Annotated in this window: 26 protein-coding genes; 17 read left to right on the forward strand and 9 right to left on the reverse strand. The window is 56.1% G+C overall.

Annotation, left to right across the window (positions count from 1 at the left end; all coding sequences use genetic code 11):
• Positions 1 to 129: 129 nt before the first annotated feature.
• Complete coding sequence (locus tag GRI35_RS03150; protein WP_160612802.1) at positions 130 to 747, reverse strand: LysE family translocator; 618 nt, start codon at positions 745 to 747, stop codon at positions 130 to 132.
• A 91-nt stretch (positions 748 to 838) separates the two neighbouring features.
• On the opposite strand from GRI35_RS03150, the gene GRI35_RS03155 reads away from it, so the two are divergent.
• From GRI35_RS03155 to GRI35_RS03165, 3 genes are all read left to right on the forward strand, one after another.
• Positions 839 to 1,300: an Lrp/AsnC family transcriptional regulator gene (locus GRI35_RS03155; RefSeq protein WP_160612804.1), complete on the forward strand. Its 462-nt coding sequence runs from the start codon at positions 839 to 841 to the stop codon at positions 1,298 to 1,300.
• Positions 1,301 to 1,439: 139 nt separating this feature from the next.
• The gene (locus GRI35_RS03160; protein ID WP_160612806.1) at positions 1,440 to 2,411 is read left to right on the forward strand and encodes an NAD(P)H-dependent flavin oxidoreductase; all 972 of its coding nucleotides are present in this window, start codon (positions 1,440 to 1,442) and stop codon (positions 2,409 to 2,411) included.
• A gap of 102 nt (positions 2,412 to 2,513) precedes the next feature.
• Positions 2,514 to 3,083 (forward strand): PAS domain-containing protein, encoded by a 570-nt coding sequence (locus GRI35_RS03165; RefSeq protein WP_160612808.1) that lies wholly within the window; start codon positions 2,514 to 2,516, stop codon positions 3,081 to 3,083.
• Positions 3,084 to 3,098: 15 nt separating this feature from the next.
• Here GRI35_RS03165 and GRI35_RS03170 read toward each other — a convergent pair whose 3' ends face one another.
• From GRI35_RS03170 to GRI35_RS13915, 5 genes are read right to left on the reverse strand one after another with little or no spacing between them, the layout of a single operon-like run.
• Positions 3,099 to 3,521: a hypothetical protein gene (locus GRI35_RS03170; protein ID WP_160612810.1), complete on the reverse strand. Its 423-nt coding sequence runs from the start codon at positions 3,519 to 3,521 to the stop codon at positions 3,099 to 3,101.
• A gap of 29 nt (positions 3,522 to 3,550) precedes the next feature.
• Positions 3,551 to 3,967, reverse strand: a complete 417-nt coding sequence (locus GRI35_RS03175) for a hypothetical protein (protein WP_160612811.1) — start codon at positions 3,965 to 3,967, stop codon at positions 3,551 to 3,553.
• A gap of 46 nt (positions 3,968 to 4,013) precedes the next feature.
• Complete coding sequence (gene tldD, locus GRI35_RS03180; RefSeq protein WP_160612813.1) at positions 4,014 to 5,438, reverse strand: metalloprotease TldD; 1,425 nt, start codon at positions 5,436 to 5,438, stop codon at positions 4,014 to 4,016.
• A 47-nt stretch (positions 5,439 to 5,485) separates the two neighbouring features.
• A complete protein-coding gene (locus GRI35_RS03185) occupies positions 5,486 to 5,692 on the reverse strand; it encodes a zinc-finger domain-containing protein (RefSeq protein ID WP_202390493.1) in 207 nt (68 codons plus the stop codon).
• Between the two features lie 53 nt (positions 5,693 to 5,745).
• Entirely contained in the window at positions 5,746 to 5,880 is a 135-nt protein-coding gene (locus GRI35_RS13915) for a hypothetical protein (RefSeq protein WP_268894019.1), read from the reverse strand.
• Positions 5,881 to 5,989: 109 nt separating this feature from the next.
• On the opposite strand from GRI35_RS13915, the gene GRI35_RS03190 reads away from it, so the two are divergent.
• From GRI35_RS03190 to GRI35_RS03210, 5 genes are all read left to right on the forward strand, one after another.
• A complete protein-coding gene (locus GRI35_RS03190) occupies positions 5,990 to 6,952 on the forward strand; it encodes an ABC transporter ATP-binding protein (RefSeq protein WP_160612815.1) in 963 nt (320 codons plus the stop codon).
• Positions 6,952 to 7,251, forward strand: a complete 300-nt coding sequence (locus GRI35_RS03195; RefSeq protein ID WP_160612817.1) for a putative quinol monooxygenase — start codon at positions 6,952 to 6,954, stop codon at positions 7,249 to 7,251. Before GRI35_RS03190 ends, GRI35_RS03195 begins: the two co-directional genes overlap by 1 nt.
• Before the next feature lie 117 nt (positions 7,252 to 7,368).
• A complete protein-coding gene (nadB, locus tag GRI35_RS03200; RefSeq protein ID WP_160612819.1) occupies positions 7,369 to 8,955 on the forward strand; it encodes an L-aspartate oxidase in 1,587 nt (528 codons plus the stop codon).
• Positions 8,956 to 8,957: 2 nt separating this feature from the next.
• Positions 8,958 to 9,938 (forward strand): TraB/GumN family protein, encoded by a 981-nt coding sequence (locus GRI35_RS03205; protein ID WP_290258950.1) that lies wholly within the window; start codon positions 8,958 to 8,960, stop codon positions 9,936 to 9,938.
• A gap of 79 nt (positions 9,939 to 10,017) precedes the next feature.
• On the forward strand, positions 10,018 to 11,205 hold the full coding sequence (locus GRI35_RS03210; protein ID WP_160612821.1) for a serine hydrolase domain-containing protein: 1,188 nt from the start codon (positions 10,018 to 10,020) through the stop codon (positions 11,203 to 11,205).
• 193 nt (positions 11,206 to 11,398) lie between these two features.
• Here GRI35_RS03210 and GRI35_RS03215 read toward each other — a convergent pair whose 3' ends face one another.
• The 3 genes from GRI35_RS03215 to GRI35_RS03225 all read right to left on the reverse strand — a co-directional run bounded on the left by GRI35_RS03215 (position 11,399) and on the right by GRI35_RS03225 (position 13,602).
• The gene (locus tag GRI35_RS03215) at positions 11,399 to 12,523 is read right to left on the reverse strand and encodes a membrane dipeptidase (protein ID WP_160612823.1); all 1,125 of its coding nucleotides are present in this window, start codon (positions 12,521 to 12,523) and stop codon (positions 11,399 to 11,401) included.
• A 141-nt stretch (positions 12,524 to 12,664) separates the two neighbouring features.
• Positions 12,665 to 13,051, reverse strand: a complete 387-nt coding sequence (locus GRI35_RS13795) for a DUF6768 family protein (RefSeq protein WP_235900119.1) — start codon at positions 13,049 to 13,051, stop codon at positions 12,665 to 12,667.
• Positions 13,048 to 13,602: an RNA polymerase sigma factor gene (locus GRI35_RS03225; protein WP_160612825.1), complete on the reverse strand. Its 555-nt coding sequence runs from the start codon at positions 13,600 to 13,602 to the stop codon at positions 13,048 to 13,050. Before GRI35_RS03225 ends, GRI35_RS13795 begins: the two co-directional genes overlap by 4 nt.
• A 171-nt stretch (positions 13,603 to 13,773) precedes the next feature.
• On the opposite strand from GRI35_RS03225, the gene GRI35_RS03230 reads away from it, so the two are divergent.
• The 9 genes from GRI35_RS03230 to GRI35_RS03270 all read left to right on the forward strand — a co-directional run bounded on the left by GRI35_RS03230 (position 13,774) and on the right by GRI35_RS03270 (position 23,391).
• Positions 13,774 to 14,661, forward strand: a complete 888-nt coding sequence (locus tag GRI35_RS03230) for an alpha/beta fold hydrolase (RefSeq protein WP_160612827.1) — start codon at positions 13,774 to 13,776, stop codon at positions 14,659 to 14,661.
• Positions 14,654 to 15,403, forward strand: a complete 750-nt coding sequence (locus GRI35_RS03235; protein ID WP_160612829.1) for a hypothetical protein — start codon at positions 14,654 to 14,656, stop codon at positions 15,401 to 15,403. The genes GRI35_RS03230 and GRI35_RS03235 overlap by 8 nt, the downstream gene beginning before the upstream one ends.
• A 658-nt stretch (positions 15,404 to 16,061) precedes the next feature.
• Positions 16,062 to 18,119 carry a ribonucleoside-diphosphate reductase subunit alpha gene (locus GRI35_RS03240; protein WP_160612831.1) on the forward strand — a complete coding sequence of 686 codons (2,058 nt, stop codon included), beginning with the start codon at positions 16,062 to 16,064 and terminating at the stop codon, positions 18,117 to 18,119.
• Positions 18,120 to 18,159: 40 nt separating this feature from the next.
• Entirely contained in the window at positions 18,160 to 18,339 is a 180-nt protein-coding gene (locus GRI35_RS03245) for a hypothetical protein (RefSeq protein WP_160612833.1), read from the forward strand.
• Positions 18,340 to 18,446: 107 nt separating this feature from the next.
• Positions 18,447 to 19,805, forward strand: coding sequence for a GntP family permease (locus tag GRI35_RS03250; RefSeq protein WP_160612835.1), 1,359 nt, complete (start codon positions 18,447 to 18,449; stop codon positions 19,803 to 19,805).
• 17 nt (positions 19,806 to 19,822) lie between these two features.
• The gene (locus tag GRI35_RS03255) at positions 19,823 to 20,113 is read left to right on the forward strand and encodes a hypothetical protein (RefSeq protein WP_160612837.1); all 291 of its coding nucleotides are present in this window, start codon (positions 19,823 to 19,825) and stop codon (positions 20,111 to 20,113) included.
• A gap of 6 nt (positions 20,114 to 20,119) precedes the next feature.
• Positions 20,120 to 20,290 carry a hypothetical protein gene (locus GRI35_RS03260; RefSeq protein ID WP_160612839.1) on the forward strand — a complete coding sequence of 57 codons (171 nt, stop codon included), beginning with the start codon at positions 20,120 to 20,122 and terminating at the stop codon, positions 20,288 to 20,290.
• A 161-nt stretch (positions 20,291 to 20,451) separates the two neighbouring features.
• Complete coding sequence (locus tag GRI35_RS03265; RefSeq protein WP_160612841.1) at positions 20,452 to 21,522, forward strand: ribonucleotide-diphosphate reductase subunit beta; 1,071 nt, start codon at positions 20,452 to 20,454, stop codon at positions 21,520 to 21,522.
• A gap of 9 nt (positions 21,523 to 21,531) precedes the next feature.
• Positions 21,532 to 23,391, forward strand: a complete 1,860-nt coding sequence (locus GRI35_RS03270; RefSeq protein WP_160612843.1) for an NACHT domain-containing protein — start codon at positions 21,532 to 21,534, stop codon at positions 23,389 to 23,391.
• The last annotated feature ends 96 nt before the right edge of the window (positions 23,392 to 23,487 follow it).

Genomic DNA, 23,487 nt, shown 5'->3' on the forward strand with positions numbered 1-23,487 from the left:
GCGAATCGATGGGGGCTTGGGGCGAGACCATTGGCAATTCCTTTGCTGAAAATTTTTCGCATGATCGGCTGCTGCCTGCACCAATGCAAGCGGTCTCTTTGTCCCGTTCTGACTCGATTATCGCAGCTATCAATTCGTGACCCGCGCCATCTTGAAGGCCGCGAACAATAGCGCGCCACCCGCGATACCGTTGAATCCGCGCAGAACCCAAGGCTTTACGCCGCTGCGCGCTATCGTCTGACCCAATCCGGCATAGACCGAGTAAATGGTGATATCGAGGATCAGCGTGGTCACACCCATTGTCAGTATTTGGGGTCCGATGGGCGCACTAACATTGAGAAACTGCGGCAATATGGCCGCGAAATAGAGCAAGGCTTTAGGGTTTGCGAACTCAACGATAAAGCCCTTGGTGTACAGCGCTTTGCTTTGCGCTGGCGGCCCCGGCTCTACTGTCAAACCGCCGGTTTTGCTGAGGATCGCCGTTATGCCGATATAGGCCAAGTAAGCGACCCCCACCCATTTGATTACCGAGAATAGCAGGTTCGAGGCGATGATCAGCGCGGCTATACCCGTCGCCGACAGGACAAAGTAAATCGCATTGGCGGATGCGATCCCGATAATTCCGTATTGTGCTCTAAGAAAACCGTCCGATGCGCCTTGCGCGGTTATCGTGATGGCGGCCGGGCCCGGTGTTGCGACAACAACCAATGTCGTTAGCGCGAACAGCGCGAATGTGCTTACGTCCATTTCTTCCTCCTGATAGGGTGAAGGCAAGCTACGCCCAGTTCAGGGTACGAAACTACGAGCAAGGCGCCGGTCAAACAGGAAAGAATCCGGTTTGACCGACAAAAAGGAGCAGCGAATGGGCCGGGCAGAACTGGATGCCAAAGATGTGGCTTTGCTGCGATCGCTGGAACGTAATGCGAGAGCCAGTCTGGTGTCGCTGGCGCGAGATATCGATTTATCGCGCAGCGCCACGCATGACCGGATCGCAAGACTCGAAGAAATCGGTGCGATTGAAGGCTACACAATCAGGCTGGGACGAGAAGCGAAACGAGCAGCCAGAGCGTTCTTTTCGCTTGGCTTTGTGAGTGGGCCGGCGCAAACCGAACTTGCACCTAAGATTAGCGAAATGAAGGGTGTACGCGCGGCCCATTGCCTGTCGGGTGACATCGATATGCTGGTCTATTGCGAGTGTGAAACCAATGACGAGCTAGGCGCGCTGCGTAACGAACTCGCCAACCTTGCGGGTGTGAGCACGATTGTCACACGCCCGATATTGTCGACATCAACGGCGTGACTATCGAGAAAGCTGACTTGTTTGCGTTCTGGTGAAGCTGTTGACGTTACGGCGCACTGGTCTGCTGAGAGTCCGCTTGCATGATCGATAAAGTTCGGCAATCTGACAGGGAATAATGAGAGAATAGAGAGGCTAGCCAATGAAAACCGCCATTACCGAAATGTTCGGCATCCAGCACCCGATTATTCAGGGCGGTATGCATTATGTCGGCTTTGCCGAAATGGCGGCGGCGGTGTCCAACGCAGGCGGTCTCGGGATCATTACCGGGCTGACTCAGAAAACGCCCGATGATCTCGCCAAGGAGATCGCGCGGTGTAAGGACATGACCGACAAACCGTTCGGTGTTAACCTGACTTTCCTGCCCACGGTCAATGCGCCCGATTATCCCGGCTATGTCAAAGCGATTATCGATGGCGGCGTGAAAGCGGTCGAGACTGCGGGTAACAATCCCGCGCAAGTCCTGCCGTTCTTCAAAGAGGCGGGTGTAAAGGTCATCCACAAATGCACCAGCGTGCGCCATGCTTTGAAAGCGCAAAGCATTGGCTGCGATGCGGTGTCGGTTGATGGTTTCGAATGCGGCGGGCACCCGGGCGAGGACGATGTGCCGAACTTTATCTTGCTCCCGCGCGCTGCTGACGAATTGGAGATCCCGTTTGTGTCATCGGGCGGAATGGCGGACGGTCGCAGCCTGATGGCGTCGATCGCAATGGGCGCGGACGGCATGAATATGGGCACACGCTTTATCGCCACCAAAGAAGCGCCGGTGCACGAAAATGTGAAAGCTGCGATTGTCGCGGCGACCGAACTCGATACACGGTTGGTGATGCGCCCGCTGCGCAATACCGAACGCGTGATGACCAACGAGGCTGTCGAACTGCTGCTTCAAAAGGAAAAGGAACTCGGAGACGATCTCAAATTCGAAGACATTATCGAACAAGTCGCAGGCGTTTATCCGCGGATCATGATGGAAGGCGATATGGATGCCGGCGCGTGGAGCTGCGGCATGGTCGCCGGCCTGATCAATGATATCCCGACCTGTCAGGAACTCATCGACCGGATCATGGGCGAAGCGGAAGAAATCCGCCAGCGAATGAACGCAATCTCAGGATAAGCCTGTCTATTTGGCATCTCGTAAGATAGTCCTGTAAGAGAATACGTAATACGTTAACCTATATTCAGTAAGTTTTGCGACCTAATGGAAAGGCGTATTGCTGTGAACGAACAGAGCAATTCTGTTGCCCTGATTGAGTTTGGCGCGATTATCAGTGTGATATTTGCGTTGGCTTCTCTCGCCTATGCAATATTCGTTACGCTGAGTAACCGTTATCTGAAAGCTGATCTGCGCCGCGCGGAAGATGGTTTGCGCCTTGCCGGCGAGGTTGGCGGTATTGGCACGTGGACGCTTGATCTCGAATTGGAAGAACTGGATTGGTCAGATCAGGTGTTTGCCCTGCATGACAGGGATAAGGGTTTAGGCTCTCCGACGCTGGAAGAAGCGCTGGCATACTACCACCCACAGGATCGCAATCGGGTGGGGGCACTGGTTGATGAGGCCATCCAGTCGGGCAAAGGCTTTGACTTTCTCGCCAAACTGACTTCCGAAGATGGGGCCGTGAAAACGGTGATTTCCCGCGGTGTTTGCCAGCGCGACAAAGACGGCAATATCGGTTGGGTTTTCGGCGTAATCATCGAGGCTTCACGCGCAAACGCCATTGATACAGCGATTTCCGATATTTATGGCTCAGCCGGGTCGGACGATACATTGCACCGGAATGCTGATTGACTAGGTTCAGCCTGCTTAGCTGGCCTCTGCCTCGCGATATGGCACGAATTCACCGAGGTTGATGTTGCCGGTGTACTGGCCGTGACCTTGATCGACAGTGGTAATGATATCGGTATTGCAAAGGCGGCTCGAGAAGCTGGTCCGGCGCACAAGAATGTCGTTATCGTCGATTGATCGGGCATTGCTCGGAACGTTAACATAGAGCGTCCGGCCGACGCGATAGACTAGCGCGGTCCCGTCAATCACTGTCAGATCAGTCTGCGGCAGATAGCGGATGCATTTCTGCGGTTCACCCGCGACGCGGCCTTCAAGCATCCTGGCGAGCTTTGCTTCGCCTTTGGTCGGCTCTGCATGATCAGCCGTTTCAGCGCCGACGGAAGGAATCGCGACCATGGCTGTCGCGGCCAGTGAAGCGGCGATGAGTTTGATATTGGTCATACTGTTCTCCTTCGGGAGGACGGGAAAATTCAGCTCTCGGTGTCGACTTTGGTATAGGGAATGAACTCGGCCATGGTGATGGTGGGGCCGGGAATACCGCCACCTCTCGGGGTAAAGGTAACCTGATCCGAGCGACACAGGTTGCTGCCGAATGGTTTGAACACCGGGATATCGAAATCATCGATGTAGCGCGGTGCATTCGTCCGGTTCACATAAATCGTCTGGCGATCACGGAATACCAAAGCCGTGTCATCGATCAGCCGCAGCCGATGTCTTTGCGAATGGCGCAGACAATTGACCGGCTCCGCCGCCTCATAGCCCTCGAGCAATTCGGCGAGTTCTTCCTCGCCCTTATCGACTTTCTTGTCGGCCAACGCTGTTGTCGGCAGGGAGAGGGCGGCAGCGCTGGCTACCAGAGCGGACAGGGTGAGCGTGCGTTTGGTCATGTCGGCAAATTACACGAATGCACCTGAATGTCGCCTGACTCGCGGTTTAAGCCGTCCCGCCCACTGTCAAACCGCCGACCAATAGCGTCGGCTGGCCCACGCCGGCAGGCACGCTCTGTCCGCCTTTGCCGCACACGCCAATCCCATTATCGAGCGCCATATCATTACCGATCCCGGTCACTTCTTTGAGCACGCTGGGACCATCGCCGATCAGTGTAGCGCCTTTGATCGGGGCACCGAGCTTGCCGTCCTCGACCATATAGGCCTCGGTGCAGGAGAAGGTGAAACGGCCTGATACGATATCGACTTGCCCGCCGCCAAAACTCTTGCAGAAAATGCCCTTCTTCATACTCGCGAGCAGTTCTGCCGGATCATCTGTGCCGCCACGCATGAATGTGTTGGTCATCCGCGGCATAGGCGCATATTGATAGGATTGACGGCGGCCATTGCCGGTCGGCTCCACACCCATAAGCCGCGCATTCAGCCTGTCTTGCATATATCCTTTCAGGATACCGTCTTCGATCAACACAGTTTCTTCGGTCGGCGTGCCTTCATCATCGATGCTCAGCGAGCCGCGCCGGTTGGCGATGCTGCCATCGTCGACCACGGTCACGCCAGGTGCTGCGACACGCTCTCCAACCAGTCCGGAAAAAGCGCTTGTTCCCTTGCGGTTGAAATCGCCTTCCAGACCGTGACCCACCGCTTCGTGAAGGATGATCCCGGGCCAGCCGGGTGCAAGCAGGACGGGCATTTCGCCCGCTGGTGCATCGACGCTTTCCAGATTGACCATCGCTTGGCGCACAGCCTCGTCGATGGCGTGGTTCCATTCGCCTTCTTCGAATAGCTGGTCGTAGAGGTAGCGACCGCCAAAGCCGTAACTCCCGCGTTCCCGCCGGCCTTTTGCCTCAGCAAGTACCCCGACATTGAGCCGGACCAGCGGCCGGATATCTGTGGCGCGGAAACCATCTGCGCGAATGATCTCGATCACGCTCCAGGTGGCAGACAGTGATGCGGTGACTTGGGAAACGTGCGGGTCGCGTGCACGCGCAGCCGCGTCGATACTCTCCAGCAGCGCAACCTTCTTGGCAAAAGGTACTGCGTCCAGAGGACTGGCATCGGAGTAAAGCCGCTGGTTGGTTTTGCGGGGCTGAGGCGATGTGATGCCGGTTGCCGGATCGAGCAATTGCAATGTCTCGCCCGCGCGCTTGATCGCAGAGGCACTGATTTCGTTGGCATGGGCAAATCCGGTCATCTCGCCCGACACACCGCGTAGGCCGAATCCGGCGTCTCGCGAATAATCGGCGGTTTTGAGCCGCCCATCATCGAAAGTGAAAGCCTCGCTTACGCCGTGCTGGAGGTAAAGCTCCCCATCATCGCAATTTTTGAGCGTTTCAGCGGTTAGCGCCTGTGCCTGGTCAGGGTCGAGCTTGCCGTCGATATAAAGAAGTGAAACGGGGTCTATGGTTGTCATTCAGAACAGATAGGCCCGAAATTGGGCAACACCAAATCAAACGCCAATCAAGCGTCCGCTGGGCCGCCTTCGAGAACAAAGCGCCGGTCGCAATAGCCGCAATCGACATAGCCGGTTTCGTCGATCTCGAGATAGACTTTAGGATGACCGAGCGCAGATGGCTTAAACCGGTCGCTGCCACGAATGGCAGTCGCTCCATCGCAGCTGACGCGGCGGGTCTGTGTCTTTACGGTTTCGGGCGCTGAGATGATCATGTGTGCCCGATTAAATGCCATTGCGACGCTAGGCAAGCGCGGCGGCAGTGATTTCAGATAAATTCCGGCGCTGTCACGCCAATGGCTGCCATGGAGACGTGATGTGGCAACACCTCTTTGGGCAAGGCGTTACGTTTCTTGCGGGCAGTGCTCAGGCTCGCGGCGATGTGGCGCATGAGGGTGGTCATGGCCGCACATCTACGCGTGAAGCGCTAAAGCATAGTTAACGGTTCGATAACCATAAAGCACGCGGTTCGCCCTTTACGTCGCGCCTCTCTCCCATCTAGGGCGTGCGCTATGAGCACTCCCCCCGCAATCCAGATACGTGACGTCGTGAAACGCTATGCCGGTGTGGGTGGGGGCGTGAAGGGCGAGGAAGGTAAGCTCGCGCTTAAAGGCGTCAGCTTTGACGTACCCCAAGGCGGAATATTCGGATTGCTTGGGCCCAATGGCGCTGGCAAGAGTACGCTAATCAATGTGCTTGCCGGATTGGTCACCAAGACCAGCGGAACTGCCGAAATCTGGGGCTTTGATATTGACGAGCAGCGCCGCAATGCGAAGCGCGCAATCGGGATTGTCCCGCAGGAAATCGTCTTCGATCCGTTCTTCACGCCATATGAAGTGCTGGAAAACCAGGCCGGTTTTTATGGTATCGCCAAAAGCCTGCGCCGCTCGGAAAAACTGCTCGAAGCTGTCCATTTGGCGGATAAACGCGATGCCTATGCGCGCACGCTATCGGGCGGGATGAAGCGGCGACTTCTGATCGCCAAGGCCATGGTCCACTCGCCGCCGATTCTGGTGCTGGATGAGCCGACCGCTGGCGTCGATGTTGAACTGCGCCGCCTGCTGTGGGAGCTGGTACAGGAACTCAATGCAGATGGGGTGACAGTGGTTCTGACCACGCATTATCTCGAAGAGGCAGAGCAATTATGTGACCGGATTGCGATTATCAATCACGGGGAACTGATCGCCAACAAGCCCACCCGCGAAATGGTCGATATGGCGCGCGAGAAGATTGTCGCGGTGACTGTCGGCGCCGATCTGAGCGCTGCGCCAACACACGCTGCTTTCGTCAAATCCGAACTGGCGGGGAGCCGCGGTGTCGAAGTGACGTATGACAAGGATAAGCTCACGGCGGGGCAAGTGCTCGCGATCCTGCAGGAGCAAGGACTGGTCATCGAGGATGTGACAACACGCGAAGCCGATCTGGAAGATGTGTTTGTCTCGCTGACCAGCGCAGCCACGCAGCACCCCGCCTGATGTTGCTTGTTATCGGCACGGTCCGGATGCCGCCTGAAAACCTGAATGAAGCGCGCTATGCGATGCAGGAAATGATCGAGGCAAGTTTGGAAGAGGATGGCTGCCAGGCCTATTCTTACTCCGAAGATGTGCTCGAACCCGGCCTTGTCCACGTTACCGAAATCTGGCGCGACCGCGAGGCATTGGATGCGCATTTCGAAACCGATCACCTGCTGGAATGGCGTGCCAATTGGGACCGCTTTGGCATCCATGACCGCGATCTGCATATGATCGAGGCGGGCGAGATGGAGCGGCTTTAGCAGCCACTACCAAATCGCCCGCTCACCCTGAGCTTGTCGAAGGGTCACTTTTTCTTCAAGCACGGGCATCAAGTTAAGTGCGGCCCTTTGGCAGGCTCAGGGCGAACGGAGTATTAAGTGTTAAAGCAGCAATATGACATTCTTATCATCGGTTCCGGTGCGGCGGGTCTTACCGCTGCCTTAGCGCTGGCCGAGCATAAGAAAGTGCTCGTGCTCGCCAAAGGTGGGCTCAACACCGGCTCGACCGCATGGGCGCAGGGCGGGATTGCCGCGGTGCTTGATGCGGGTGATACGTTTGATCATCACATCCACGATACAATGCGCGCGGGCGCCGGTCTGAACCGCCAAGAAACTGTTGAATTCGTCATCGAACGTGCGCCGCGCAGTATCGAGCGGTTGGTTGAACTGGGCGTGCCCTTTAATCAGGATTCGGGTGACTTGCATCTCACGCGCGAAGGTGGGCATTCGCATCGCCGGATCGTGCATGTAAACGACGCGACCGGCTGGGCTGTGCAGGAGGCTTTGCTCAAGGCGGCTAATGCCAATCCCAATATCACCATGCTGGCGGGCCGCGCCTGCGTCGATCTGATCACCGGCCGTAATGCGGAGGAATATTCGGGATCGGGCCGCGTTTGGGGCGCCTATGCGCTCAATCAGGAAACGGGTGAGGTCGAGACCTATACAGCGACAGCGACCATTCTGGCGGCAGGCGGCGCTGGCCGCGTCTATCAATTCAGCACCGCTCCGCGCGGCGCAACCGGAGACGGGATCGCGATGGCGTGGCGTGCGGGCGCGCGCGTTTCCAATATGGAGATGATGCAGTTCCACCCTACCTGCCTGTATAATCTCGACGTCAAAAACTTCCTGATTACCGAGGCTGTGCGCGGCGAGGGCGGACATCTGCTCCATCCCGAAACCGGTCACCGTTTCATGGCAGATTACGATCCCGAGCGGATGGAACTGGCGCCGCGCGATGTCGTGGCGCGCGCGATCGACGACCAGATCAAACGCTATGGCCTCGACTATGTTCATCTTGATATCAGCCACGCAACGCCCGAATTTGTGACCGGCCATTTCCCGACGATCCATGAGAAGCTGATGGGCCTCGGGATCGATATGACCAAGGGGCCCATTCCGGTTGTTCCGGCGCAGCATTATACCTGCGGCGGGGTCCTTGTCGGGCTGGATGCGCGGACCGATCTGCCGGGCCTATGGGCGGCTGGTGAAGTGACCGAGAGCGGGCTGCATGGTGCAAACCGCTTGGCGTCCAATAGTCTGCTCGAATGCTTTGTATTCGGCGAAGCGGCAGCGCGGGACATTCTGGGCCGGTGGGACGAATTGCTGAACCCGCCCGCGATTAAGGAATGGGACGAAAGCCGCGTGACCGATTCCGACGAGGAAGTCGTGGTCAAACAGAACTGGACCGAAATCCGCCGCTTTATGTGGAATTATGTCGGGATTGTGCGCACCACCAAACGCCTCGAACGCGCCCGCAATCGCATCGAGATGATGAACAAAGAGGTGGATGATTATTATGGCAGCTTCCGGGTCACGACCGATCTGATCGAACTGCGCAATCTGCTGCAGGCCGCAGAACTCATCGTGCGATCAGCGCTAGAGCGGCATGAAAGTCGCGGACTGCATTACACTCTCGATTATCTCGAAACAGCGGATATTGCGCGCGACACGGTGTTGGTGCCTTGAAGGTGCATCTGCTCGTCCTGTTGGCGGCGGCTGGGCTTGCCGGTGGCGCCGTTGTTGCTCAGGATGCAACGCGGAACGATGCCGCTGCTAACGAGATCGTCGTCACCGCCCAGCTTTCTGGCGCGCCAATGTGGACGATCACTACCGCGCGCGGCGCGGTCATTCTGGTAGGCGAAATCCGCGAGGTCCCCAAATCTACGCCATGGTTTCCGGGACGGCTGGAAAGAGCGACGCAAAATGCCGACCGGGTGATTCTCGGGATTAAACCCAAAATCTCCCCCGGCGATATGCTCCGGCTTATCTTTGCCGGAGGGAAAATCACCAAATTGCCCAAGGGGACGGCGGCGAATGATTATCTGGATGCAGATCGCCGCGCGCGGCTGGCGGCGCTGGAGACGCGCTATAACAAGGACTATTCGCGGCGGAGCTTCCTGATGACATCGTTCGACCTGCTTTCGCGGCAGCTCGGCCTAACCAAGAACACGGGCAAGGATGCGACCGAAGTGGTCAAGAAAGCCGCGCGCAAAGCTGATGTGCCGAGCGAACCGGTCGGCACGGTGCGCGGCGAAGACTTGCTCGACAGTCTCGCCGATGCCCCGCCCGAATCGCACCTGCCGTGCCTTGATGCGGCAATGACTGCGACTGAAATCGGCCCTGAGCTGATCGAACAAAGAGGACAGGACTGGAGCGCCTTCGACATCCCGGCAGTGATGAACAACCCGTTGGAGGTCGCACTCAGCCGCTGCTGGCCATGGACCGATGCGGACGTTGCCAGCGAACTGCGCGGGCAGTGGGTGGATGCGATCAGCGGCGCGGCGGCTGGTGAAGGCACGACGCTGGCGGTCGTTCCGCTACGGACGCTCGCTGAGAACGGCGGGGTGCTGGATGTGCTGCAAATGAGCGGGTTTGAGGTGAAAGGGCCGGAGTGGCGCAAGGAGGGTGACGCGGCACAGGTGTTTCGCAAGGCAACTCAATCACCCTAATCCCTGCTGCTTTCGATTGACTCTATATAAGTGTATTGTATGTATAATACACCATCATTGAGTTTTTGGAAATTAGTATATGGGCCAGATTTTCCGGTTTTTTTTCGGGGCTGTCGTCATCGGCTTTTTAGGTGCTTGCGTTTCGGTCGGCCAGAACGTCGGGCCAAGTGAAAACGCCATGCCTGTGACAAGAGAAAATGCCCGGCTGGCAAGCTGGCTTGGAGCACGGTTCGAACAGCTTGCGGAAGACGAGAATATTCCCGGAATGTCGATCGGTGTGGTGCGGAATGGGGCGAATTCCGCCGTCGTAAATTTGGGGTATCATAATCGTTCTGCACAACAGCCGACCGGATCGAATTCGATTTACCAGATAGCCTCGCTTTCAAAGACGTTGACCGGGGCCATGGTGAACAGTCTGATTGCGCGAGGCCGAATTGATCCGCAGGCATCTGTCGGTAGCTATCTTTCGCCCCTAGTCGATGCCGAAGCCAAAGTGCAGCTCGATATGATTACTGTCGAGAACCTGCTTCAGCATACCGCCGGAATTTCCGAAACAGACTGCTCGGTTTATCGCGAAAGACAGGAAGGCGAGGCGTGGTCACAAGGATATACGCGTGGGCAGCTGGTGACTGATCTTGATGCGCTTGAAATCAATCCGGAAAGAATCGGGAAATTTGCGTATTCCAGCTGCGGTTATGCCGTCTTGGGCCTGGTGGCGGAAGTCGCCGCGAATAAGGGTTTTGCAGCACTGATCGACGAATATATCACTGACGCATACGGTATGAAAGACACAGCAATTTCGCTAAGCGCAAGCCAGTTAAAACGCCTGACCACTCCTTACCGAAAAGATGATCGTGCCATTGCTACCGCTGTTTCCGATATGGGCATGGCTACGCCGGGCAGCGCGATTTATTCAACCATCGATGATTTGATGATCTTCCAGCTTGCCCAGATGCGGGCATATCGCGCGGCGGCATCAGGTGGCAAACCGTCACCGCTGGTTTTGACCCGGCGGATGGCGGACGTGCCGGGAGAGCCGGTAAAATTTGGCTACGGCCTGATCCAGTTGAGCCATCCGAAAGGTATTTTCTATCTGCACGATGGTGATGCCGATGGGTTTGCGTCAGTCTATGTATTTTCACCGGAGCATGATCTGGGATTGACTATCCTGACCACCAGCGGCGGAAAATGGCTTAACGATGCAGCAATCGAGACGATGGTGGAAATGATAGATCGCACCTATCTTTCTGAAGGGGTTCGAGACTGAACGCGAACGCGGTCCCAACCCCCTCAAAAAGGTTGTGCGGCTGTTTTCGATCACCTCTGCAACCCGTTCCGCGCCACTTGCAGTTCCAACCGCTTCACTTCGCGGATGACGCCGAGACGAACGTTATCGCACAGGACACCGTACTTGTCCTCTAGCTGCCTGATCGTCGCACTGTTTTTAGCCGCACGCCGCGTCAGCCCAGAACCTCAGTAAGTACACGGCGCCAATTGTCCCCCATGATCTTGTCGATATCGCTTCTGGTAAAGAAGGGATCCGCTTCAAGCGCTTGCTCAATCAGACGCATCCGGTCGATGTTATTGAGCTCGGGGATGATCACATGTGCTGGAAGCTGCGAGAAGCCCGGTACACCGCTATTGTGAATGGATTGCCACCACTCATGGTACTGCTTTACGCCTTCTGCATTGTTGTTGTTCAATGCCCGCAGTTCTTGCTGCCCGCTCATCGGGTAATCATTGGCAATCGCTGCGGCATCGATCCCTCCAACATTGACCAGATGCCGGAGATTATCGAGATAGTGACTTACGTTCGGCTCAGGGTCGTTGGTCAACCAAAAAGTCATCATGAATATCCCCATGGCTCCTCCTGAATCTGCTACCGCCCGGATCATCTTGTCTGACGCACATCGGGGATTGTCGACGATGGCCCGACAGGCGCCGTGCGAGAGAATAAACGGCGATTGAGTGAGTTGCCCAACGTCCAGTGCTGTTGGTTCCGAACTGTGTGAGACGTCCGGGATGATTTTTAGACGGTTCATTTCGCGCAGACCGTCTTTGCCAAGCGCGGTCAAACCACTTTGCTTGGCCTCTAGCGCGCCGCCTGCAAACAGATTGTCGTGGTGATGCGTGAACTGCAGCACGCGAAGACCCTTGTCGTGGAAATATCCGATCCTGTCGAGATTATCTTCAATCGGTTCGCAAGACTGGAACTGGAGGAAGACCGCCAGCTTGCCCTGCTGGTTAATCTCCGAACCCTTCTTCGCAATGAAGGCCTGCGGATAGGTGCCTTTGGTGGAGCCGATGACAGCATCGATATTCTCGTCGCATGCTTCGAAGGTTCGGATCCACCCTCGCGAACCATCTTCGCGCGTAATCTCGGTTACTTTTGAAGCGTCGATGATAGCTGCATGCAAGCCGGACCGATTCACATCTTCGCTGTCGCCGCGTAAGAAGCTCAACCCGTCTATATAGAGACGGCCGCTGGATGGTGGTTTGATCGGCCCACTGGTTTTGAGCGGGCTACATGCTGCCACCGCCCAAGAGGCACTGGCACCTATCATTGATCGTCTGTCGAGCTTCATGGTTACTTCATCCTTGCGTCGAATGTGGGTCGCCATATCGAAATTTAGCGGCACACTTCGTTTGACATAGATGGTGAGTCGTGGCCATTGCTTTAGGCCGCGACGATTGGAGGTGCCTGGGCCGACGAGGGTGCATTTTGCTTACTTGTCTTTTGGGCCGCGCGCCACTTGCAGTTCCAGTCGCTTCACTTCGCGGATGACGCGGTTGGCTTGCAATGTGGGCCATAGGGTCAGCTTGGTCATGGTGGCGAGGATCAGCAGGGTCGCGGAAGGGATGCCCCAGTGGAGCGCTTCCAGTGTATCGCTCGCGGCGAAAAAGCGCATCGCCATCCAGATTGATGCGCCGAACATGATCAATTGCGCGGCCATCAACAGCCAGCTGATCCAGCCAATCGGGCCGCCAAATACGCCCCAGACCTGTTTGAAATAGCCGGGCTCTTCGCCAATCGCGCCGAGCAACTCGCGTTCCTCTGCATCGAGAGCTTCATCGATCATCCGGTCGAGATCATCTGTAATGTTGGTGCTCATGGTGTTTCTCCTTCTGGATCCAAAATCGCGCGCAGTTTCTTCCGCGCATTCATCAATCTGGTTTTCACCGTTCCCACTGGAACGGCAAGCGCGACGGCGACTTCGGCGACTCGCAGTTCTTCGAAATGGTAAAGCGCGATGGCGGCGCGCTCTCCTGCCGGCAATTGGCGGATCGCTTCGCGCAGCGGGCCAAGATCCGATGGTTCTTCTGGCGCGCAACTGGTTTCGCGCGGCTCGCTTTCAATGGCGGTCATCAGTTGGCGGGTCTTGACCAGCGATCCGATTTCGCGGTTGCAGGTCCGCGACACAATCCGGAAGGCCCAGACCGGAAAGGCTCGTTCTTCGCGCAGTTTCGACAGTCCGCGAATGATTTCGCTCCATGCGCTTTGCACTGCGTCATGCGCCAGTTCGCGGTCACCGGTCAGCCGCCACGCATGGGCGACCAGCTTGGGATGCCAACGGCGCACCAATTGCGTCAGCGCCGACCGGCTTCCCGCACGGGCCTCCGCCACCAGATATTCATCGAGTATCCTGGCGGCACCTGCACTCATCCGTTTGTATCTCCTTCAGGAAGTAAGTGCGGCGCAATGCCGGTTTGGTTCATTCCGGTAGCAATTTATTTTCCCGGCTGCGCGCCGCTCTGGTCGCGCGTGATTGTGCGCGTCGTCAATCTGTAGCATAGGGTCCGTTCGCTTTCGCAACCGACCGAACAGGACGACACTATGCCGCAGATCACCGCCAATGGAATCCAGATCGAATATGAAGATTTTGGCAACCCGGCTCATCCGCCAATGCTGCTGATCATGGGATTTGGCGCGCAATTGACGTTGTGGCCGATCGAACTGGTCGAAGCTTTAGTCGAGCGCGGTTTTAGAGTGATCCGTTATGACAATCGCGATGTCGGCTTGAGCCATAAATTCGACGGGGTGAAAGCGCCCGGGATCATCAAGATGACGATCCTGAACAAGTTCGGGATCACGCCCAAGGTTCCCTACACGCTCGAAGATATGGCCAATGACGGCGTTGGTCTGCTCGAGGCGCTCGGGCTGGAGAAAGCACATATTGTCGGTGCCAGCATGGGCGGCATGATCGCGCAGCATGTCGCGGCCAAACATGCCGACAAGGCGCTAACGCTCACGTCGATCTTTTCGACCACAGGCAATCCCAAACTGCCGGCCGCCAAGAAAGAGGCGATGAAAGTGCTGATCACGCGGCCCGCCAGCATGGAAGAGGATGTGATGGTCGATCACGGCGTGAAACTGGCGCGGACGATTGGCAGCCCCGGCTATCCTGCTGATGAAGAGCGCCTGCGCGACCGGGTGACCACCAGCGTGCGGCGCAATATCTATCCCGAAGGCCCGACACGGCATCTGTCGGCCATTGTGGCCGATGGTGACCGGCGCGAGATGCTGCAGGGCGTGACAGTGCCGACCTTGGTATTGCATGGCGAAGATGACCCACTGGTGCCTGTCGAAGGCGGCCGCGACACTGCCGCAAGCATTCCGGGCGCCAAACTCAAGACATTCCCCGGCTGGGGTCATGATCTGCCCATGGAACTGGTCGAAACCATTGCCGACGCGATCGCAGCGCATGCGAAAACCAATGGCTAGGCCGATGAAGCGGTTGGTCGTCATGGCGGCGGCGTGTTTTGGTATGGGCGTTCCTGCTGCCGCTACGCCGCCCGATGTCATCACCATTGAAGACCGTCTGTTCGGGATCAGCGCTACCCATGCGTTCCTCTTGCGGGAGGCGTCGGACAATTTGGGGTCGCACTATTCGGATCGGCGAGAGACCTTCCTGGTTGCGATTAACCTGACGACTGAGGAAGAAGAACTATGGCCCGTCTATCGCGCCACGCGCTCCACCGATTTCGGTGACAGTGGTGCCGACGACACGCCGGTGATCGAAGTGGATCCGCGCGCCGGGATGATTGATCCTTATGCGGTACTGGAAGAGCGCGGCGGTATGCCCTTGAGCGAGAGGGCTGGAGAAAGCTTTGCCGACCTTATCGACAATGGCCGGTCCATCACAATCACCCGTTCCGATGGTTCGAAATTTATACGCGACAAGGCGAACGCTTTCGGGCGGCTGCAAGCGTCCACTTCGGCGCTGGCGGAGCGTGTCGCAAACACACCAAGACTGGGATCGCGGACCACGCGCCAGTTTTACGATGCCCGCTCGATTATTGCCGACACCTGCCGCTATTCCGCTCTGCCCGGCTCGCATCGTTTCTACACCGCCGAGCCTGTACAACTGGTGCGCATCGCCTGCCATGACGGGGAGGAGATGGAAGTCACCTCGTTGATTCAGGTGGTGAGGGTTGAGGCGCGGCAATCAGCTGAGGCAAAGTAATACTCTGAGGGTATCTGCGTATCGCCCGGCGCTAAGCCTTCGGGACGCTCCCGCACGCTCGCCCGCAACTGTGCGATCATGCCGGACCGATCAATGGGCAATTCGATTCCACTCGCCGTTCAGCATTCACCAGCCCCCAAACCGCTTGCCCATATGATGCAGATTGCGGCCCGCCCGCGAACGAAAATTGCGCATTCCGATTCGATTGAATCAAAGGCCTGAAACCAACTTTTCCCGCGAAATATTTTTTCACGGATTCATTTTAGGGCTTGCGTGTTTGGCAACCCTAGGAGTTCCGCCGCGTCGCTGCGATGCAACAGACTAATACACCCCACATTTTGTGGCAGCCAGCTTGGTTAAATACCATTTACCCTCTTGCGTCTGAGTCCCGCTTGATTCAGTATCTAGTGGTTCGGTTGCAGGTAACACCTACTAGATCGTGTTGTTTTGGCTGTGTGCGGGGATCATGCAGGTGGGGGACGATTCGGTTGAAAACAGTGACCTCCCAAAACCGGGCTGTGGGTAGAAGGGGGATAAGTAATTCACCTTTAGTCCTGCAAAAAATGCTAGGTGGGACGCTTCCCGCCGAATCGAACGGAAGTGGAACATCGGAGCGAGCGCTGCGTTGTTCAAACAGTGAAGACGGGCGGAAAAAATAATGGAATTTAGAACTGGGGACGACGCGGCCATGGGCTTGGAAGATAACGCAGAAGCAACTCTCACCCGTGAAAACAGCGCGCCCGCAAAAACAAAAACGCCTGAACAGGCGGAATCGAAAGCAGCAGTGACAATGGACAAGACAGATGCAGGTTCGGAAGAGCTTGTCGCCGAGAAAGCGGGCGAAGCGCTCACCGAAGCGATGAAAGCCGCTGCGGCTCCGGTCGACGATTCCAAGAAGGTCAATGACCGCCGCTTTACCATCGTGCAAGATGAAAGCCGCGACGCGCTGCTGACCGAATTCGGTAAAGAAACGCTGATCGACCGCTATTTGCTTCCCGGCGAAAGTTTCCAGGATCTGTTCGCGCGTGTGGCCGATGCCTACGCCGATGATCAGGAGCACGCCCAGCGCCTTTATGATTATATCAGCCGTCTGTGGTTTATGCCCGCTACGCCTGTCCTGTCGAATGGCGGCACATCGCGCGGCCTGCCGATCTCTTGCTACTTGAACTCGGTATCCGACAGCCTCGACGGCATTGTCGGCACATGGAATGAGAATGTCTGGCTCGCCTCCAAAGGTGGCGGCATCGGTACGTATTGGGGCAATGTCCGCGGTATTGGCGAGCCGGTTGGCCTGAACGGTAAAACCAGCGGTATCATCCCGTTCGTCCGCGTGATGGACTCTCTGACGCTGGCAATTTCGCAAGGCTCGCTGCGGCGCGGCTCGGCGGCGTGCTACCTTGATGTCTCGCACCCCGAGATTGAGGAATTCCTCGAAATCCGTAAGCCTTCGGGCGATTTCAACCGCAAAGCGCTCAATTTGCACCACGGCGTGCTGCTGACCGACAAATTCATGGAAGCCGTCCGTGCGGGCGAGAAGTTTGAACTGCTCTCTCCAAAAACCGGCGAAGTGCGCGGTGAAGTTGATGCGCGTTCGCTGTTCCAGAAGCTGGTCGAAACTCGCCTCGCAACGGGTGAGCCCTACATCGTGTTCAACGACACGGTGAACCGGATGATGCCCAAGCACCACCGCGATCTCGGCCTCAAAGTGTCTACATCAAACCTGTGCAGCGAAATTACGCTGCCAACGGGTATTGATCACCTTGGCAATGATCGCACTGCGGTCTGCTGCCTGTCCTCGCTCAACCTTGAAAGATGGGATGAGTGGAATGGTGAGAAGGACTTCATCGAAGACGTGATGCGGATGCTCGATAATGTCCTGCAGGATTATATCGACCGCGCGCCCGAAGAAATGGCCCGCGCCAAATATTCGGCCATGCGTGAGCGCTCGGTCGGTCTGGGCGTAATGGGCTTCCACTCTTTCCTCCAACAGAAGCAACTGCCGCTGGAAGGCTCCATGGCGAAAGTCTGGAATCTCAAAATGTTCAAGCACATCAGCGGCAAGGCGGAAGAGGCCAGCATGATGCTCGCCAAGGAACGAGGCCCTTGTCCCGATGCGGAAGAGATGGGCGCGATGGAGCGTTTCAGCTGCAAAATGGCGATTGCGCCAACCGCATCGATCTCGATCATTTGCGGCGGCACCAGCGCCTGCATCGAACCGATCCCTGCCAATATTTACACGCACAAAACGCTTTCGGGCAGCTTCATTGTGAAGAACCCGTATCTGGAAAAAGTGCTGCGCGAGAAGAGCAAGGACTCCACCAATGTGTGGAACTCGATCCTCGAAAATGGCGGCAGCGTTCAACATCTCGACTTCCTCAGCGACGAAGAAAAAGCGATCTTCAAGACCAGCTTCGAAGTCGATCAGCGTTACCTGCTCGAATATGCCGCCGACCGTGCGCCGTTCATCGATCAGGCGCAGAGCCTCAACCTGTTTATCCCGGCTGACGTCGATAAGTGGGACTTGATGATGCTGCACTTCCAGGCATGGGAAAAAGGCATCAAGTCGCTCTATTATCTCCGCTCCAAATCGATCCAGCGCGCCGGTTTTGCCGGCGGTGTAGAAGCGGATAACACCGCTGTCGCACCAGAGATCGCGCTCAAAGCCGAACTTGGCGAACAGCAGACCGATTACGAGGAATGCCTGAGCTGCCAGTAATGTGCTGCCAGTGAGCCAACATCAGTAACAGAGGCATCCTATGACTATCCTAAGCGGCTTGTTTGTATTGCTGGCAATCACTTTCGCGTCGATCGCCGTGGCATTCTTCCGGATGCCGCAATTGGTTGATCCAAAGCTGGGACGTGCGACGGCAATCCTGTTCATCGTTGCAGCGGCTTTGTTTGTGCTGATCGGCTTCATCGGGTTTGGCGGCGGCTGATCTGCGAGAACAATTGCCAAGAGGGGCACACACCGCTTGGCAGCACAGCATTCTTCATGTCTAAGAGCCATCGCTAGTCATTCAGCGCTAGGCGGGGGAGCTTACGCGTGATCGGAATTCTTGGACTATTTCTGGGTATGGGCCTGCTGATCTGGCTGGCTCTGCGCGATGTGAACATCATCTTCGCGTCGGTCATCTGTGCGCTGATCGTCATTGCGACGAACGGGCTGCCTTTTGCCGACAGCATCAACCAGACATTTCTGTTCGGCGATCTGGGTGCCTTCACCTTTGCCGGGCGCTTCTTCTTGCTGTTTGCAGCGGGGGCGATGTTCGGGAAGATCATGAGCGAGAGCCACGCCGCGACCAGCATCGCGATGGCGCTGGTCAATGCGCTGGGCGCGCAGCGGGCGCTGTGGATCACGGTACTGTCCGGAGCGCTCCTTACCTATGGCGGGGTGGTCGTGTTCGTGGTGATCTTCGCGATGTATCCGCTGGGCCTGCGGCTCTTCCAGGCGGCCGATTTGCCCAAGCGCCTGTTCTGCGGCGCGATTGCGCTGGGGGCCGGGACATTCACTCTGACCGCGCTGCCCGGAACGCCATCGATCCATAATGTTATTCCGACGTTGAAGCTGGGCACCGATCTGTTTGCGGCACCGGTGCTCGGCATCTTTGGCGGGGCGATGATGTTTATCCTCGGCATGGCCTATCTCGAGCGCGAACGCCGGATCGCCAAGGCCAATGGCGAAGGCTTTGTCGCGGGACCCAATGACTCGATCCCGAGCATGGAAAGCATTGCCAAGGATGTGCCGCATTGGGGACTTGCGCTGGTTCCGCTCGTGCTCGTGATCGGAACAATCCTCTCGCCGCGACTGGCGACAATCATGGGCGCGAGCCCGGATACGCCGTGGATTGCCTTTGCCAGCAGTCAGCCGGTCCTGTGGCCTTCGATTGCACTGGCTTTGGCAAGTGTGGTGGCGGTGCTGATCTTCGCCACTGCGCGCCGCAATGCGATCCGCATGATGGGGATCGGCACGCAGGATGCGATTATCCCGTTGCTCGCCACATCGGCGGTGATTGGTTTTGGCGGAGTGGTTGCGCAGACTGCCGGGTTCGGAGCCTTCACACAGGCGATTGTCGGCGCTGACCTGCCCCCGCTGGTGTCGATGTTCGCCGCAGCCAGCACGATTTCGGGCATCACCGGATCGTCTTCGGGTGGACTCCAGATATTTATGGCAACCTTCGCCGATGCCTATCTGGCGCTGGGCGTTTCGGCGGAGGAGCTGCACCGGTTGGTGGCGATGGCCAGCGGCGGGTTCGACTCGCTACCGCATTGCGGTGCGGTGATCGTGCTGCTGCAAATCACCCAGCAAACGCATAAGCAGGCTTATAAAGATATTGGTATCGTGACGGTGATTGTGCCGGTGGTTGCGACCTTGCTAACGCTGGGTCTGGCGATGATATTGTGATGGTGGAGGAAGCAGCGATGGGTAGAGCACTTAAACTTTCGGTTCTCACCGGACTTTCGCTCACATTGGCAGCCTGCGCGTCACAAATCGACGCCGGCGTTGCGAAAGAAGCAGGATCGCCCGGTTTCTGGTGGGGTCTGTGGCACGGCTTTATCTTCCCGTGGTCCTTTATCGGCTCGCTCTTCAGCCCCGATATCGCGGTCTATGCCGTCCCCAATCGCGGCGGCTGGTACGATTTCGGGTTTTTCCTCGGTGTCACTGTGCTGGGCGGTGGGTCATTCTTCGGATCGAAGAAAAGGCGCAGCTAGGCCGCCATGATCGAACTTATCTTCCTGACCTGCGCGCTGCTGGCGCTGGCGATCCTCGGCTATGTCTTCTGGGGCGGCGTCGGGCGCAAGCGCAAGAAAATCGGACGTGAGTTCGGCCTGCTCGCCTATGCCGGCGCGGCCTATGTCGCGTGGTTGCTGTTCGAGAAATTGACCTGACCGCCCGCGAATCCCCCCAAGCATCCACCGGCACTCTTGCGCGCTTTGCAACGCAAGCAAAATCTCTCCCCAATTTTGCGAAATAAACTTCACTCTTGCACTCGCATTGCGAGTCTGATTCTGTATGGTTGCATGCTGATCAAAATGTGAAGGACCACAAGATGTCGTTGCTCGAAGCCCGGAAGACCTACAAGCCCTTTGAATATCCATGGGCCTATGATTTCTGGAAACGCCAGCAGCAAATCCACTGGATGCCGGAAGAAGTGCCATTGGGGGAGGACTGCCGCGACTGGGCGCAGAACCTGACCGATCACGAGCGCAATCTGCTTACCCAGATATTCCGCTTCTTCACGCAGGCCGATGTCGAGGTGCAGGATTGCTACCACGACAAATATGGCCGCGTGTTCAAACCGACCGAGATTAAAATGATGCTCGCCGCGTTTTCCAATATGGAAACGGTCCACATCGCGGCATACTCGCACCTGCTCGACACGATCGGCATGCCCGAAAGCGAATATGGCATGTTCCTCGAATATGAGGAGATGAAGGCGAAGCATGATTACATGCAGGATTTCGGCGTCGATAATGACGAAGATATCGCCCGCACCCTCGCCATGTTCGGCGGCTTTACCGAAGGGCTGCAATTGTTCGCCAGCTTCGCGATGCTGATGAACTTCCCGCGCTTCAACAAGATGAAAGGCATGGGCCAAATCGTTAGCTGGTCGGTCCGCGATGAAAGCCTCCACTGCGAAGGCATCATCCGCATGTTCCACGCGTTCAATGAAGAGCGCGGCTGCCTGACCAAAGCGGTCAAGGAAGACATTATCGATTGCTGCCAGAAAGTCGTGCGGCTGGAAGATGCGTTCATCGATCTGGCGTTCGAGGACGGCCCCGTTCCCGGCATGACCGCCAAGGAAATCAAGAAATACATCCGCTACATCGCTGACTGGCGCCTCAGCCAGCTGGGCCTGCCGGAGATCTACATGGTCGAGGATCACCCCCTCCCATGGCTCGCTCCGCTGCTCAACGGCGTGGAGCACGCCAACTTCTTCGAAACCCGCGCGACCGAATATTCCAAAGGCGCAACCAAGGGCAATTGGCAAGACGTGTGGAGCAGCTTCGACAACCGCAAAAAAGCGAAAGCCGGCGACGAGGCGAATGACGAAGCAGTCGATGACGGCCCGGGCTTGTTCGGCGACGGCGAAAGCGGGGAGCCTGTTGCGGCGGAGTGAGATTAGGATATGAATGTCGAGAAATTTGCTGCCGAAGTTCTAGGTCAAGCAACCGAACGCGCAATAAAAGCTGCGGCTAGCCCGGTTCAAAAAGGTCTTCGTAGAACGCTGCAGCATTTAACCGACGCTTACAGGCCATTCTTATTCAAGACTCACGCTCGAGTTGAATCGATTCGAACATTCCTAAGACCGACAGAATCCGTAGATCTGTTGGCTCATTATGTGCCAGTGGACTTAAGAAGCGGGGCACAAGATGTCGAAGTTGACGAGCTCATTGATAGCCTTGCGCAAGGTGGGCGTTTTGTAGTTTCTGCCTTAGCGGGAAGCGGCAAGAGTGTCTTGATGCGCTACATTGCACTGAGCTTTTTTCATGCGCCAAGGGGGAGGATTCCTCTCTTCTTCGAGCTTAGAAGCCTGAACGTCGATGGTTCACCATCAATTTTGACTGCAATTCACGAATATTATCGTGGAAACTCATCTATCGAATTTTCTGATTTTGAGGCCGCTTTGCGTAGCGGCTATTTTGTCATCATTCTAGATGGGTTTGACGAAATCTCTCCTGAAAAGAGGAATGAGTATGAACGCGAGATAATTCGACTTGCGAGAGATTTTGACAATCTGCCCATTGTCATTTCTGGACGGCACGATGAGCGCTTTAATTCGTGGGAGGATTTCACTCATTTTCAGTTGAAATCTATGACACTCTCTCAAGCCAGAGAGTTAATCAGAAAATCGAACTATGAAAATGAAGTGAAAGAGGTTTTCCTTGAGAGGTTAACTGAAGATTTTTTTCAGAAGTATCAAAGTTTTCTAGAGAATCCCCTACTTGCAATTATGATGATGCTGACTTTTGAGGGTTATGCGGAAATTCCCGATAGCCTACACGAATTCTACAGAATAGCTTTCGACACTCTCCTTCGCCGGCACGACGCGATGAAGGGGCAATTCTTACGCGAAAGCCATTCTGGATGTAGTACTGAACAATTTAAGCAGATATTTGCCAGTTTTTGTGTTTTGACATACTCTAAATCGGCGTTTTCTTTTGATCGTGATCGGGCAATTTCATATTTGGGAGCTGCAATTAAGCAACAGGGAGCTGATGTCAAAGCGGAAGACTTATTGACCGATCTGATTGAGTCGATTTGTCTGTTACAACAAGAAGGTTTCGAAGTTTCGTTCGTTCATCGTTCATTTCAGGAGTACTTTTGCGCAGTTTTTGTTGCGAATTCGGGGTCTGGCTTCGTCAAACGCTACTTGGATGATACGGATTCTCGCTCATATGACAGTGTTTTACCGATGCTTATGGGTATCGCTCAACAAAGGGTTGAGAGTGAATGGTCGGTTGATCGTGTCTCAGAGCTTTGCGATCAGTTTCCCGTTGATGTGAATGAATCAGAGCTAAACTTACATCTTGCGGGGTATCCGCGTTTTGAGTTCATTTTGACCGAACGTGGTGCGATCCTCATCGAAGTGCATAGGACAAAGTTGGCCCGTGATATTCGAATTTTAAGAAGTTTGTATCCTGACTGCGAAGAACAGCACTTCGGGGATGGCGAGGCGCGCGCGTTTGATCCAAACGATTGGGAAAAACGGATTACATCTGAACTGTTGGAGTTAGCGGAATCGGGCCACCCCGATCTTACAGAGTTTCCCGATCTTCTTGAGCGCGCTCGGGCTACAAAAGCGGGCGAACGTCTCAGGTTGGTATTCAATGCAGATCAAACTTCCAAGTCTTTTTATAAGACGGTTTTTGAAACAGGTTTCGGAAATTGGATCCCATTCCTGAATGATGTTCAGGAGAAGCAACGTGCACGACAGTCTCGTTCAAACGCGTTTCTCGGAGAAGTATTCGGCCCGTTAGATATCTAGTTTAGTTATGTTTGCCCATCCACCGCCCTTTAGGCACCGCATAGCTATCCACCCGCCGCTCCGGCTTTTCGTGCCAACCCGCATTCACCGCCCATA

Origin of the sequence: Pontixanthobacter aestiaquae, from assembly GCF_009827455.1 — a bacterium.
Lineage (GTDB): Bacteria > Pseudomonadota > Alphaproteobacteria > Sphingomonadales > Sphingomonadaceae > Pontixanthobacter > Pontixanthobacter aestiaquae.

Coding starts and splice junctions, on each gene's coding strand:
- GRI35_RS03185 (WP_202390493.1), bottom strand. CDS start 5,692: ATGATCATCTCAGCGCCCGAAACCGTAAAGACACAGACCCGCCGCGTC.
- GRI35_RS03160 (WP_160612806.1), top strand. CDS start 1,440: ATGAAAACCGCCATTACCGAAATGTTCGGCATCCAGCACCCGATTATT.
- GRI35_RS03260 (WP_160612839.1), top strand. CDS start 20,120: ATGATCGAACTTATCTTCCTGACCTGCGCGCTGCTGGCGCTGGCGATC.
- GRI35_RS03210 (WP_160612821.1), top strand. CDS start 10,018: ATGGGCCAGATTTTCCGGTTTTTTTTCGGGGCTGTCGTCATCGGCTTT.
- GRI35_RS03270 (WP_160612843.1), top strand. CDS start 21,532: ATGAATGTCGAGAAATTTGCTGCCGAAGTTCTAGGTCAAGCAACCGAA.
- tldD (WP_160612813.1), bottom strand. CDS start 5,438: ATGACAACCATAGACCCCGTTTCACTTCTTTATATCGACGGCAAGCTC.
- GRI35_RS03170 (WP_160612810.1), bottom strand. CDS start 3,521: ATGACCAATATCAAACTCATCGCCGCTTCACTGGCCGCGACAGCCATG.
- GRI35_RS03265 (WP_160612841.1), top strand. CDS start 20,452: ATGTCGTTGCTCGAAGCCCGGAAGACCTACAAGCCCTTTGAATATCCA.
- GRI35_RS03175 (WP_160612811.1), bottom strand. CDS start 3,967: ATGACCAAACGCACGCTCACCCTGTCCGCTCTGGTAGCCAGCGCTGCC.
- GRI35_RS03230 (WP_160612827.1), top strand. CDS start 13,774: ATGCCGCAGATCACCGCCAATGGAATCCAGATCGAATATGAAGATTTT.
- GRI35_RS03190 (WP_160612815.1), top strand. CDS start 5,990: ATGAGCACTCCCCCCGCAATCCAGATACGTGACGTCGTGAAACGCTAT.
- GRI35_RS13795 (WP_235900119.1), bottom strand. CDS start 13,051: ATGAGCACCAACATTACAGATGATCTCGACCGGATGATCGATGAAGCT.
- GRI35_RS03245 (WP_160612833.1), top strand. CDS start 18,160: ATGACTATCCTAAGCGGCTTGTTTGTATTGCTGGCAATCACTTTCGCG.
- GRI35_RS13915 (WP_268894019.1), bottom strand. CDS start 5,880: ATGACCACCCTCATGCGCCACATCGCCGCGAGCCTGAGCACTGCCCGC.
- GRI35_RS03150 (WP_160612802.1), bottom strand. CDS start 747: ATGGACGTAAGCACATTCGCGCTGTTCGCGCTAACGACATTGGTTGTT.
- GRI35_RS03215 (WP_160612823.1), bottom strand. CDS start 12,523: ATGAAGCTCGACAGACGATCAATGATAGGTGCCAGTGCCTCTTGGGCG.
- GRI35_RS03255 (WP_160612837.1), top strand. CDS start 19,823: ATGGGTAGAGCACTTAAACTTTCGGTTCTCACCGGACTTTCGCTCACA.
- GRI35_RS03195 (WP_160612817.1), top strand. CDS start 6,952: ATGTTGCTTGTTATCGGCACGGTCCGGATGCCGCCTGAAAACCTGAAT.
- GRI35_RS03240 (WP_160612831.1), top strand. CDS start 16,062: ATGGAATTTAGAACTGGGGACGACGCGGCCATGGGCTTGGAAGATAAC.
- GRI35_RS03225 (WP_160612825.1), bottom strand. CDS start 13,602: ATGAGTGCAGGTGCCGCCAGGATACTCGATGAATATCTGGTGGCGGAG.
- GRI35_RS03235 (WP_160612829.1), top strand. CDS start 14,654: ATGGCTAGGCCGATGAAGCGGTTGGTCGTCATGGCGGCGGCGTGTTTT.